At 41.8% G+C, this 12,647-nt stretch carries 10 protein-coding genes and 1 riboswitch; of the genes, 3 read left to right on the top strand and 7 right to left on the bottom strand.

What is annotated here, in order from left to right; all coding sequences use genetic code 11:
• Positions 1-78: 78 nt before the first annotated feature.
• On the bottom strand, positions 79-276 hold the full coding sequence (locus tag ORD22_RS03480) for a hypothetical protein (RefSeq protein ID WP_317644493.1): 198 nt from the start codon (positions 274-276) through the stop codon (positions 79-81).
• A gap of 164 nt (positions 277-440) precedes the next feature.
• Positions 441-552, top strand: a riboswitch (SAM riboswitch).
• A gap of 129 nt (positions 553-681) precedes the next feature.
• Here ORD22_RS03480 and ORD22_RS03475 point away from each other — a divergent pair.
• Positions 682-2,541: a bifunctional homocysteine S-methyltransferase/methylenetetrahydrofolate reductase gene (locus ORD22_RS03475; RefSeq protein WP_317644492.1), complete on the top strand. Its 1,860-nt coding sequence runs from the start codon at positions 682-684 to the stop codon at positions 2,539-2,541.
• The gene (metH, locus tag ORD22_RS03470) at positions 2,522-5,962 is read left to right on the top strand and encodes a methionine synthase (protein ID WP_317644491.1); all 3,441 of its coding nucleotides are present in this window, start codon (positions 2,522-2,524) and stop codon (positions 5,960-5,962) included. Before ORD22_RS03475 ends, metH begins: the two co-directional genes overlap by 20 nt.
• A gap of 458 nt (positions 5,963-6,420) precedes the next feature.
• Here the strand turns inward: metH and ORD22_RS03465 are convergent, their stop codons facing one another.
• Both ORD22_RS03465 and ORD22_RS03460 read right to left on the bottom strand, forming a co-directional pair.
• Entirely contained in the window at positions 6,421-6,777 is a 357-nt protein-coding gene (locus ORD22_RS03465) for a hypothetical protein (protein ID WP_317644490.1), read from the bottom strand.
• A 141-nt stretch (positions 6,778-6,918) separates the two neighbouring features.
• A complete protein-coding gene (locus ORD22_RS03460; RefSeq protein ID WP_317644489.1) occupies positions 6,919-7,119 on the bottom strand; it encodes a hypothetical protein in 201 nt (66 codons plus the stop codon).
• 170 nt (positions 7,120-7,289) lie between these two features.
• Here ORD22_RS03460 and ORD22_RS03455 point away from each other — a divergent pair, with 170 nt between their 5' ends.
• Positions 7,290-7,691, top strand: a complete 402-nt coding sequence (locus ORD22_RS03455; RefSeq protein WP_317644488.1) for a thiol-disulfide oxidoreductase DCC family protein — start codon at positions 7,290-7,292, stop codon at positions 7,689-7,691.
• 36 nt (positions 7,692-7,727) lie between these two features.
• On the opposite strand, the gene ORD22_RS03450 is transcribed toward ORD22_RS03455, so the two are convergent.
• The 4 genes from ORD22_RS03450 to ORD22_RS03435 all read right to left on the bottom strand — a co-directional run bounded on the left by ORD22_RS03450 (position 7,728) and on the right by ORD22_RS03435 (position 12,647).
• Positions 7,728-8,084: a DUF779 domain-containing protein gene (locus ORD22_RS03450; protein ID WP_317644487.1), complete on the bottom strand. Its 357-nt coding sequence runs from the start codon at positions 8,082-8,084 to the stop codon at positions 7,728-7,730.
• A 44-nt stretch (positions 8,085-8,128) separates the two neighbouring features.
• Positions 8,129-9,670 carry an aldehyde dehydrogenase gene (gene adh, locus ORD22_RS03445; protein WP_317644486.1) on the bottom strand — a complete coding sequence of 514 codons (1,542 nt, stop codon included), beginning with the start codon at positions 9,668-9,670 and terminating at the stop codon, positions 8,129-8,131.
• A gap of 374 nt (positions 9,671-10,044) precedes the next feature.
• Positions 10,045-11,196 carry a Ger(x)C family spore germination protein gene (locus ORD22_RS03440; RefSeq protein WP_317644485.1) on the bottom strand — a complete coding sequence of 384 codons (1,152 nt, stop codon included), beginning with the start codon at positions 11,194-11,196 and terminating at the stop codon, positions 10,045-10,047.
• A complete protein-coding gene (locus ORD22_RS03435; RefSeq protein ID WP_411567613.1) occupies positions 11,193-12,647 on the bottom strand; it encodes a spore germination protein in 1,455 nt (484 codons plus the stop codon). The genes ORD22_RS03440 and ORD22_RS03435 overlap by 4 nt, the downstream gene beginning before the upstream one ends.

The following is a 12,647-nucleotide window of genomic DNA, read 5'->3' as shown; positions in this document are numbered from 1 at the left end:
CAAAAGAAAAAAGCTGTAGCCAAACTCCTTTTCGTGAGTTTAGCTACAGCTTAGGCTGTCGATATACTTTTTGTCAGCTTACTTCTTTTTATCAATTTTCTCTTCTTTTTCTTTCCGGAATAACACAAAAGCAATTAAACCACTAAATACGGCTGCACCAAATGTTATATAGACACGTGAATCATAGGGTACTTCTTCATAACTATTACCTAGCATAATCCAAGCAAGCGTACCTACTAAGAAGGCAATCGGAATAGAGTATTTAAAAAATTGCATAATCCCTCACCTTTTCAAGTTAGTCCTTTAATTTTATCATATTCCTCCAGTTTTCTCTATGCGACGAGCTCCCTTTATCAACTTCACTAAACATTCACTTGACGATAACTAACAAACTCGCTATGCTATGCTTAGAATAATCGAAATAATTTAATAAGAATCATATCTTATCAAGAGAAGCTGAGGGACTGGCCCGTCGACGCTTCAGCAACCAGCCATTATAGGCAAGGTGCTACTTCCAGCGGTTTGTCCTAGCGGCAAACTGACAGATGAGAGGGATCTAGTCATTGTGATTACAAAGCCTTCTTTTTACTTGAAGGCTTTTTTTGATTAGTAAAAAGGTGAAATGTCTAGACGTTCTGACACATGTAGATAGATTATTAAAGTAAAAGGGGAGACTTGACTATGTCATTGCTAAAGAAACTTCAAACAAATGTCTTAACAGCGGATGGGGCAATGGGAACGATATTGTATTCATACGGTATAGATTATTGTTATGAGGAATTAAACGTAGAGAAACCTGAAATAATAGAGAAAATCCACCAAGATTACATTACTGCAGGGGCAGATATAATCCAAACGAACACATACAGTGCCAATGCGGTGAAGTTAGCTCGTTACGGATTGGAAAGTCGAGTTACAGAATTTAACAAAGCGGCGATTCAAATTGCCAAACGCGCAGCAGCACCAGGAGGTCAGTTTGTGCTTGGGACGATTGGTGGTTTGCGTGGGATTAGAAAAAGCGATGCCTCATTAGATGAAATCCAGAAAGTTGTGCTTGAACAAGCGAACGCATTACTGACTGGTGATCCGGATGGCTTATTGTTAGAAACCTATTATGATTTTGAAGAACTTTCATCCGTCGTCACCACTTTGCGCCAAATCACAGATGTTCCGTTAATTGCGCAAGTTTCAATGCATGACCCTGGTGTGCTGCAAAATGGCCTTTCATTAAACGATGCACTACATCAGTTAGAATCACTAGGCGCTGACATTGTCGGAGTGAATTGCCGCTTAGGGCCTTACCATACAATTCAAGCATTCGAAAACGTTACATTGCCGGATAAGGCATTTTTATCAGCTTTCCCTAACGCTAGCTTGCTAGACGTAGAAGATGGTCGTATCGTCTATGAATCAGAAGCTGAGTATTTCGGTCGCGCTGCTGTATTGCTACGTGATCAAGGCGTTCGATTAATCGGTGGATGTTGCGGAACAACACCTAAACATATAAAAGCAGCTAAAACACGCTTGGAAGGGTTAGCTCCTGTTACCGAGAAAGTTGTAGCACCTGCAAAACCAATTATTATTCAAGAAGCAGGTCCTGTTAAACATCAGCCACTTCACGAAAAAGCGAAGACAGAACGTACTGTCATCGTTGAACTGGATACGCCACGTCATTTAGAAACTGAAGATTACATTAAAGGTGCAAACCTCTTATATGATGCAGGTGTAGATGCTATCACTATGGCGGATAACTCATTAGCATCACCACGAATCAGTAATATGGCGATGGGTTCTATCATTAAGATGCAACACAATATCCGTCCCCTTGTTCACTTGACGTGTCGTGACCATAACTTAATCGGTTTACAGTCACATTTGATGGGACTTGATGCACTAGGCATACATGACATTCTCGCAGTAACGGGTGACCCGACAAAAGTAGGCGACTTCCCTGGTGCGACAAGTGTCTATGACGTCTCGAGTATGGAACTATTGCAACTGATTAAGCAGTTGAATGAAGGAATTTCATTCTCTGGTAAACCATTGCGTAAAAAAACAAACTTCTCTGTTTCTGCAGCTTTCAATCCAAATGTACGCGTAATTGATCGTGCAGTGCAGCGGCTTGAGAAGAAAATTGAAGCAGGTGCGGATTATTTCATTACCCAGCCTGTTTATACAAAAGAAAAGATCATTGACGTGTACGAAGCTACGAAGCATTTAGATACTCCGATTTTCATCGGGATCATGCCGTTGACGAATATTCGTAATGCCGAGTTCTTACATCACGAAGTTCCAGGGATTAAACTATCCGAGGATGTGCTGGAAAGAATGCGCGAATGTGGAGATGATCGAGGGCAATCCACCGCAACAGGTATTGATATTGCAAAAGAGCTTATCGATACAGCTGCGAAATACTTTAATGGAATCTATTTGATCACTCCATTCCTTCGTTACGACATGACACTTGAATTATATGAGTATATTAAGCACTTAGATGAACAGAAGGAGAGGGAATTAAAACATGCAGAAACATCCTATTGAAGAGCAACTAGAGAAACGAATCCTTATCATTGATGGTGCGATGGGGACGATGCTGCAGGCAGAAGATCTCTCTACTAAAGATTTCGGCGGCGAAGAATATGATGGCTGTAACGAATACTTAAGTGTTTTACGTCCTGACATTTTGGAAAGAATTCATGATGAATACTTGGAAGCAGGGGCCGATATTATTTGTACGAATACTTTCGGTGGTACTCCCCTTGTGTTAAATGAATTCTCCCTCGGCCATCGTGCAGATGAGATCAACACGAAATCCGTTGAAATTGCAAAAAAAAGTGCTGAAAAGTATTCGACTCCTGAATGGCCTCGTTTTGTAGCTGGTGCGATTGGGCCGACAACTAAGACGCTTTCCGTTACAGGCGGTATTACATTCGACGAATTATCCAATGACTTCTACGTACAAGCAAAAGCACTAGTAGCCGCAGGAAGCGACTTAATCTTAATGGAAACAAGTCAAGATATGCTGAATGTTAAAGCAGGCACAATCGGAATTAAAAAAGCATTTGAAGAACTCGGACGCGAAGTACCTATTATGATTTCAGGTACGATTGAACCGATGGGTACAACGCTTGCTGGTCAAAGTATTGAAGCATTTTATATTTCCATTGAACACGTTAACCCCCTTTCTGTCGGTTTAAACTGTGCGACTGGTCCTGAATTCATGACAGACCACCTACGTTCACTTTCAGATTTGGCAACTAGCTATGTTACGTGTTATCCGAACGCTGGACTTCCCGACGAGGAAGGTCATTACCACGAATCTCCTGAATCTCTATCTAAGAAGCTTGAAGGCTTTGCTGATAAAGGTTGGTTAAATATGGTTGGCGGCTGTTGTGGTACGACTCCTGATCATATCCGTGCAATACGGGAAGCTGTAAAAGATAAAGCCCCTCGTCAAATGCCAGAAGAACCACACGGGCATGCCATATCTGGTATCGAACCTTTACTTTACGATGATACATTACGACCACTACTGATCGGTGAACGGACAAATGTTATCGGTTCACGAAAGTTTAAGCAGTTAATCGTTGACGAAAAGTTTGAAGAAGCCTCTGAAATCGCACGAGCTCAAGTAAGGCGTGGCGCGCATGTACTGGATATTTGCTTAGCGAACCCAGACCGTGATGAGCTGTATGACATGACACGATTCATGAAGGAAGTTGTTAAAAAGGTTAAAGTTCCTTTAGTAATTGACTCCACTGATGAAAATGTCATTGCAGAAGCATTGAAGTTTTCTCAAGGGAAAGCAATCATTAACTCGATCAACTTAGAAGATGGAGAAGAACGTTTTGACGCTGTATTACCACTCGTGAAAAAGTATGGAGCGGCTGTAGTTGTTGGTACAATCGATGAAATCGGGATGGCTGTCACTAGAGAACGCAAACTTGAAATTGCTTTACGTTCATATGACTTACTCGTGAACAAATGGGGAATCGCACCAGAAGACATTATTTTTGATCCTTTAGTCTTCCCTGTCGGCACAGGTGACGAACAGTATATCGGTTCTGCTGTAGAGACGATTGAAGGAATCCGTTTGATAAAGGAAAAACTACCTCGCACCTTGACAACACTTGGTGTCAGTAACGTTTCATTTGGCTTGCCTCCAGTAGGTCGTGAAGTGTTAAACGCTGTGTATTTATACCACTGTACGCAAGCTGGTTTAGATTACGCGATTGTTAATACAGAGAAATTAGAACGCTTTGCTTCTATTCCGGAAGCAGAAATTAAACTAGCTAATGATTTATTATTTACAACAACTGATGAAACATTGGCAGACTTTGCAGACTTTTATCGTGATAAGAAAAAAGAAAAAACGGAAGATGATATTCCGAAAACAGTGCCTGAGCGTCTTGCCTATTATGTAGTAGAAGGCACGAAGGAAGGTCTAATCCAAGACTTAGAAGCTGCGATGAAAACATATGATACGCCGCTTGACATCATTAATGGGCCGTTGATGGAAGGGATGGGGGAAGTTGGTCGTTTATTCAACGACAACCAGCTAATCGTAGCGGAAGTACTACAAAGTGCCGAAGTTATGAAAGCATCCGTTTCCTACCTAGAGCAATTCATGGATAAGAAAGAAGACGACAGCGGAAAAGGTAAAATCATTCTTGCCACCGTCAAAGGCGATGTTCATGATATTGGGAAAAATCTAGTCGATATTATTTTAAGCAATAACGGCTTTAAAGTAATTGATATTGGCATCAAAGTTACTCCGGCAGCATTAATCGAAGTGATTCGTAAAGAAAAACCGGATATTGTCGGCTTGTCAGGTTTATTAGTAAAATCTGCACAGCAAATGGTCATTACAGCGCAGGACTTCAAAGCAGCAGGTATCGATTTGCCTGTTATGGTCGGTGGAGCTGCTTTGACAAGACGATTTACAGAAACAAAAATCGCACCTGAATATGACGGTCCTGTAATATTCGCGAAAGATGCGATGCAAGGACTAGACTTAGCAAACAGACTACAAAGCGATGGCAAAGAAGCACTTCTTGATGAATTGCAGGAGAACCTTGAAAAACGTGAAACGAATGATGCGATTAAAGCAAGTCGCGGAACAACAAATGTAGCCGTCGCCCCCCGCCCAGTAAAAACGGTTCGCACAGATGTCCCTGTGTTCGTGCCGACAGATTTACGCAGACGCGTAATAAAAGATTATTCAGTAGCTCACTTACATCCTTACGTAAACATGCGCACACTGATCGGTCATCACCTAGGTTTACGCGGAAATGTCGACAGCATGTTAGCGAAGAAAGAAGAACGTGCTGTACAGCTTCATGAAATGGTAACAGAGTTCTTGAAATCTGATAAACTGACCGCTTCTGGTATCTATCAATTCTTCCCTGCCCAAGCAGATGGAGATGACGTCATTATCTACGATCCAGAAGATTCAACAACAGAAATCGAGCGTTTCACATTCCCACGCCAGGCAAAAGAACCATTCCTTTGTCTAGCTGACTATTTAAAAACAGTCGATAGTGGCGAAATGGATTATGTAGCTTTCATGCAAGTAACTGCAGGTAAAGGTGTTCGTCAATACGCAAACGAACTAAAAGAACAAGGTAAATTCCTAGAAAGTCACGCATTCCAAGCAACAGCTTTGGAATTAGCAGAAGGATTCGCAGAACGAATCCACCAAGAAATCCGTGACCAATGGGGCTTCCCCGACGCAACAGATTTCACAATGCGCGAACGATTCGCAGCCAAATATCAAGGCCAACGTTTCTCATTCGGCTACCCAGCATGTCCGAACCTAGAAGACCAAGCAAAACTCTTCGGCCTCATCAAACCCGAAGACCACGGCGTCGTATTAACCGAAGAATTCATGATGGAACCAGAAGCATCCGTATCCGCCATCGTCTTCGCACACCCAGACGCAAGATACTTTAACGTGGAATAACTAAAGCGGAAACGGCTGGTCAGAGGCGGCAGGCATAAGACGAAGATGCGAAGTGGCGCCTTTTGCCACACAGCAGCTTTGGCTTATGACCCGAGCCTCTAGCCGTTGTAGCTGGACGATAACTAAAGCGGAAACGGCTGGTCAGCTCCGACAGGCGTTGGAAGGAAAGCAATAAAGGCGCTCTTTGCCTTTACTGCTTTCCTGAAACGTCCCGAGGAGCTAGCCGTTGCAGCTGGATGATAACTAAAGCGGAAGACGCCGTATTAGCCTCGACAGGCGTTGGAGGGCTTGCTGGAAAGGCGCTCTTTGCCTTTTTAGCAAGTCCGAAACGGCCCGAGAGGTTGGCGTCTGTAGCTGGACGATAACTAAAGCAGAAACGGCTGATCAGAGGCGACAATAACGAAAACCGCCATCTCTAATAAAATAGAGACAGCGGTTTTTCTTATTCTACTTAGGAATTACCGACCGCATCTTCTACGGCGGCCACATCCTCCGTAACCTGGTCCCGGCCCGTATCCTGGTCCCATTCCTGGTCCATATCCTGGTCCTCTACCTGGCATAATTGTAGAACCCATGACGTCCTGTGTTGTTTCAGTATAATAGTGTTGCGGTACACCCACTGTGTTATGACGATTGACGTTGACGATCGGATGGATATAAGGAATTTCTTGCGTGGTAAAACAATCATTATAACGGTATTGCGTCGGGCAAACTATTGGTTGCATTGGAAAGCCTGGTTGTTGACCCGGCATCCCTAGGTGTTGACCCGGCATTCCCTGGTAATGTCCTGACATTCCACATTGTCCTTGATTCATCATCTCACCTCCTATACCCTATTACATGCGAGTCTTCGCACTTACTACGGGCTAGCGCCATGGGAAGCAGAAATTTGACGATAAATATAAAAAAGTAACCCTTCTCATGTGATGCAGATAGGAAGGATTACTTTTACTTTTTTATAATTCGCAACTTCTAGGTGCTGCTGGACCATCATAACCTTTTGCGGCTTCGATCATTTCAAGCTTCTTCACCATAATCTCACATTCGTTCAATGGATCGTAGACTGGTGCACCTTCGCCCACCATATTTTGAGAGCGTAAAAAGTCAGAATCACGCCGTAACTCAAGCTCAGCAGGATCAATGAATTGACGTTCCATACTCTTTCACCCTTTCTAAATTCATTATTCACAAGTCCAAACTAATCTATTTACTATCTAATATACCCCGCTATACGAGTAGTTCAAACATTCAAATTAGAACGTTAGGAGTGAAATCTAATAGAACAGGGTATACTACGATATAACTGATTAGTAAGGAGAGAACGTATATGAATCGAAATCGAATCGTATTATTTGATGGTGAATGCAACTTTTGCGATGCCAGTGTGCAGTTCATCATTAAACGCGATCCCTATCAACACTTTTCTTTTGCATCTTTACAGGACGATGTAGGGAAAGAACTACGCGAAAAATATCAGATTCCAGACGACGTAGATAGTTTGGTATTGATTGAGAATGGTAAAGCTCACACGAAGTCAGGCGCTGCATTGCGGATTGCCAAGAAATTAGATGGGCTTTGGCATTTAGCTTTTCTTTTCATTATCGTGCCACCCGCTATACGTAATCGGGTGTATGACTTTATTGCTGCCAATCGCTATAAATGGTTCGGCAAAAAAGAGCTATCGTGTATGTTACCTACCCCAGAGGAACGCAAACGTTTCATATCATAACCAAAAATGCCTTCCGATAAACCCGGAAGGCATTTTTTACAAGGTTAACTGTCTATATTCTTCATCTGTAAATGCACGGGATCGAGTCAAGAACCGTTTGCCTTCCACTCCTTCGAGCGAAAACATCCCGCCACGACCATCCACTACATCGATGATCAATTGAGTATGTTTCCAATAATCATATTGGCTTTTCATCATATAGAAAGGCACATCGCCGATATGACCTAGCAAGACATCTTGATCGCCGATAAGCAAATCGCCTTCCTCGTAACACATAGGAGACGAGCCGTCACAGCAACCACCTGACTGATGAAACATTAAAGGACCATGTTTTTCTTGTAGTAGTTTAATGAGGGCCAATGCTTCGTCTGTAGCTATTACACGATCTGGCATGATGGATTCCTCCATTTCACTTCGGATCCTCGAGACAGATTCGATCAAAAGAATCCTTGTTTGCTTTCATCATAGCTCACTAGCATATTTTTCGTCTGTTGATAATGCGCTAGCATCTGCAAGTGATTCTCACGGCCAATACCAGATGCTTTATAGCCACCGAATGCAGAGTGTGCAGGATACGCATGATAGCAGTTTGTCCATACACGGCCCGCTTGAATACCACGTCCGAAACGATACGCTGTATTCATATCGCGTGTCCATACACCTGATCCTAGTCCGTATAATGTATCATTCGCAATTTCTAACGCTTCTTCCTTATCTTTAAATGTCGTTACTGCTAACACTGGACCAAAAATCTCTTCTTGGAAGATACGCATTTTATTATGGCCTTTAAATACAGTAGGCTTTACATAATATCCATCTTTCAAGTCGCCTTCTAGCATATTTTGCTCTCCACCTGTCAGGCATTCAGCACCTTCTTGCTTACCGATGTCTAAGTACGAAAGGATTTTCTCCAATTGCTCTGTAGACGCCTGTGCACCCATCATCACTGTTGGATCTAGCGGATTGCCTGTCTTGATCGCTTTTACGCGTTCTAGTGCACGCTCCATAAATTTATCGTAAATAGATTCTTGAATCAATGCACGGGACGGACATGTACATACTTCCCCTTGGTTCAAGGCGAACATAACAAACCCTTCAATTGCTTTATCCAAGAACGCATCATCTTCTGCCATTACATCTTCAAAGAAAATGTTTGGAGATTTCCCACCCAATTCCAACGTAACAGGAATTAAATTTTGAGATGCATATTGCATGATCAAACGACCAGTTGTCGTCTCACCCGTGAATGCAATCTTGCTGATTCGTGGACTAGAAGCTAAAGGCTTACCCGCTTCTAGACCAAAGCCGTTGACGACGTTAAGAACGCCCGGTGGAAGCAAGTCTTCGATTAACTCAACCAACACTAAGATAGAGGTAGGTGTCTGCTCTGCTGGCTTTAAGACGATACAGTTCCCCGCTGCTAATGCGGGCGCGAGTTTCCACACTGCCATTAAGATCGGGAAGTTCCAAGGAATGATCTGTCCGACAACGCCAAGTGGTTCATGAAAATGATAGGCCACTGTATTATTATCAAGTTGGCTAACGCCGCCTTCTTGCGCACGAATAGCAGAAGCAAAGTAGCGGAAATGATCGATCGCTAACGGAAGATCTGCATTTAATGTTTCTCGAACTGCTTTCCCGTTGTCCCAAGTTTCTGCAACCGCAAGCATCTCTAAGTTCTCTTCAATACGGTCTGCAATTTTCAATAAAATATTTGAACGTTCAGTAACTGAAGTTTTACCCCACGCGTCTTTTGCTGCATGAGCTGCATCGAGTGCTAGTTCAATATCTTCTGCTGTGGATCGCGCTACTTGTGTGAACACTTTCCCCGTCACAGGTGTTGTGTTATCAAAATACTGACCCTTTACAGGCGCTGTCCATTTGCCACCGATAAAGTTATCGTAGCGTTCTTTAAAATGAACCTTTGCACCTTCTGTATTCGGGTTCGCATACACCTGATTTTCTGTAGTTTGTACCATATTGCTTCACACTCCCTATTCACTTTAGTTTGCTTGTACTTTAGTGCAATCATTTTTGCACACAAAGCTACTATATGAATCTTTTACTAGCTTTATGTCAAATGAATACGCTTACAAGAATTATCTTTTATTCTATCGGAGTATTGTGGTTCTTTCAACTATTTACATCTAGCTGGAAATAATTGAAAGAAATTCTGTCCATCCATCGCATAGAAGCAACCTATTAAAACCTAACTCGCTCTTTATAAAATGAGAATATATACAAAGCTGGAAGTAGTATTGCAACTTTGATATATCAAGTTGGATACCACTCCCCGCCACGATTTTAGTCTATTGAACGGAAAGCATCTTTTCCATAGTTGTGAGTCTGTTCCTTAAGGTTTAATCGTCTCTTCATATGATTTTCTTTCAGAAGTAAGATTGGTAATAGTTACCTTAAGGTTTCGAATAGAATCTTCTGTCAAGTCAAGTTCACCGTCTTTGTGGTACTTCTTCCACTCCTTAACGTTTTTACGGTATAGAACGTTAGAAAAATTGTAAATATCAATGTCTTTCTCCAAAGCTTCTTGATACGTTGCTTGGATATCATTTTTAATCACTTTTTTTATCTCCTTGCGAATCTGCGCTTTTGTAATCTTTCCTCCAATACTACTGACGGATGTTTCCAACTGGACATCAATATCAAACTTCACTTCTCCTTTCTGGACAATTGGTTTAATTTTCACTTCCACATGATCTATAATCATTGTGAAGTAATTTCCCCCGTCCAGTTTAAAGGTCACTTGCCCTCTTTTCATTTTGCTTGACATCCACTGTATTCCAAGCGCTTTGTCCCCCGAGATGAATCCTTTGAAGCTAGTCGGAGTAACCACCCCAACCCCTGATAAAACCGGTGCTTTAATGGTACCATTCAACGATTGCCAATTTTCCTCTACTGAAACTAGCGGAATATTTACTTCGTGGCTTGGTTCGTTCAGGCCGACAATAACTCTGCGGAAATCTACTGGCTCAATAAAAGATTCCTGCTTAAAGGAGTTCTTGGGATCACTAAGCTTAGACAACGTTAATGATGCATTGAGAACAGGCCTTATTAATAGAACGTCTTGCACGGAATCTTTAGTAGCATACACCCATATTTGGTACCGCGTTTCTTTAAAGCGAATAAAAGCATCGATAACCGGACTCAATTTCCTATTTACCATCACTTCTTCTGATACAACAATATAGGTCATAAGACCCCAATAAATCTTTTGATCTACGGAATGGTATAATTCAAAAATGGCTTCGTCCATTGTCTCACCCGTAGCATGTCCGATTTCAGCCTGCACTGCCTCAACATCAATAGGTTGTTCGGATTTTGCTGTATTGGAAAAATTAACAAACTGAGTATAAAGCTCATATTTTCCATCCTTAAAATCTATACCGATTCCATTAACATAAAGCATTCTTTCAGGTTCATTCATATCTAAACAGCCTGAAAGGAATGTCAAAAGTAGCACGATCATCACTAGTATACGTTTATTCATTTTTCCCCCTCTTTACTCCGTGTTTTATCCTTGGGATTCAACATATTCGGACGTTCCTTATATTGATTAGCTGATAAGCGCAGATATGACTTCTTCAGTGTCTCCCAACTTAAATCTGCCGCAATATTCATATACGGAACCCCAAACACACGAATGTTTGATAAAAAAAGGATAGTAAGTAATAGTGAGACAAGGAACCCAAACATTCCAAAAAACGATACTAGGATAATGAAACACCCCCGTAGCACACTCACGGCTACCACTAGCGATTGATTGACCAACGTAAAAGTTGCAATCGTCGAAGTCGCAATAATGACAATCATCGCCGGACTAGTAATTCCGGCCCGAATGGCGGCATCACCAATAATTAACCCACCAACCACACCAATCGTTCCTCCAAGTACTGATGGAAGACGTAACCCGGCTTCCCGAAATAATTCAAACATAATTAGCATAATTAACATTTCAAGCGCTGTAGGAAATGGAAGTCCCGTATTCGACTTTACGACTGTAGCCAGTAATAGAAGTGGCAATTGATCTTGATGAAAAGTTGTTAAGGCAAGCCAAAATGCCGGCAAACCAATACCGATGGCCATCCCAAAAACACGCAGTAATCGATCAAGGGAACTGAATATGGTAGGGCTATCATCATCATCAGTTGTTTTTATAAGCAGTAATAGGTTCACTGGCGTAATCACACCATAAGCTACTCCGTCAATAAGAATAAGGAACCGTCCTCTTACAAGCGCTTGAATCGCACTGTCGGGTCGACCTGTATAATCATGCCTTGGAAAAAGTTTGGCACTCATATTCGCACTTTCCATCAGTATGTCCCCGCTATAGATAATGTCGGTATTGACCTTTTTCAACTGTTTTTTTATGCTATACAATGTCTCTTTACTGGAAATATCGTCAAAATACAGAAGAGCTACCGTCGTTTTAGTTCGTTTCCCCAATTCGAACTTCTCTACGCATAATGAATTCGTTGGTAACCTCTTTCGGATTAACGCAATATTAACCGAAACATCTTCAATAAAGTTATCCCTTGGCCCTTTTACCGGTACTTCTATTTTTGTCTCCTCTGGATTACGATTTGGCTTTTTCGCAATATTACTCGAAAAGAGAAAACCTTCATCTTCAAAGTATAAAAGTAAATGGCCGGTGTACACGAGTGTACCTACTTCATTAATGTCTTCTACTTTTTTAAAATCCGGAATGTGTAATTGCGCAACGACCGCTTCTTCTATCGTTTCACCCTTCAAATTATCCATTATAAGTTGAACTCGCTGAACAATGACTTGATTCAATAGTTGCTGGTCAATCATAGCATCGCATGTGATAAATACTACTTGACGTTGATTGAACGTATAGGATTGAAACTGAATATCAGCGGATTTTTGAAACATTTGTTTCACGGAATTTAAATCCATTTCCTTTTCATCCGACTCCAT

The sequence above is a fragment of the Sporosarcina sp. GW1-11 genome (assembly GCF_033088395.1).
Taxonomy (GTDB): Bacteria; Bacillota; Bacilli; order Bacillales_A; family Planococcaceae; genus Sporosarcina.
Note: the sequence above shows the minus strand (reverse complement) of the source record. Positions and strands in the feature narration are given on the sequence as shown.

Coding starts and splice junctions, on each gene's coding strand:
- ORD22_RS03480 (WP_317644493.1), bottom strand. CDS start 276: ATGCAATTTTTTAAATACTCTATTCCGATTGCCTTCTTAGTAGGTACG.
- ORD22_RS03475 (WP_317644492.1), top strand. CDS start 682: ATGTCATTGCTAAAGAAACTTCAAACAAATGTCTTAACAGCGGATGGG.
- metH (WP_317644491.1), top strand. CDS start 2,522: ATGCAGAAACATCCTATTGAAGAGCAACTAGAGAAACGAATCCTTATC.
- ORD22_RS03465 (WP_317644490.1), bottom strand. CDS start 6,777: ATGAATCAAGGACAATGTGGAATGTCAGGACATTACCAGGGAATGCCG.
- ORD22_RS03460 (WP_317644489.1), bottom strand. CDS start 7,119: ATGGAACGTCAATTCATTGATCCTGCTGAGCTTGAGTTACGGCGTGAT.
- ORD22_RS03455 (WP_317644488.1), top strand. CDS start 7,290: ATGAATCGAAATCGAATCGTATTATTTGATGGTGAATGCAACTTTTGC.
- ORD22_RS03450 (WP_317644487.1), bottom strand. CDS start 8,084: ATGCCAGATCGTGTAATAGCTACAGACGAAGCATTGGCCCTCATTAAA.
- adh (WP_317644486.1), bottom strand. CDS start 9,670: ATGGTACAAACTACAGAAAATCAGGTGTATGCGAACCCGAATACAGAA.
- ORD22_RS03440 (WP_317644485.1), bottom strand. CDS start 11,196: ATGAATAAACGTATACTAGTGATGATCGTGCTACTTTTGACATTCCTT.
- ORD22_RS03435 (WP_411567613.1), bottom strand. CDS start 12,647: ATGGAGTCGGATGAAAAGGAAATGGATTTAAATTCCGTGAAACAAATG.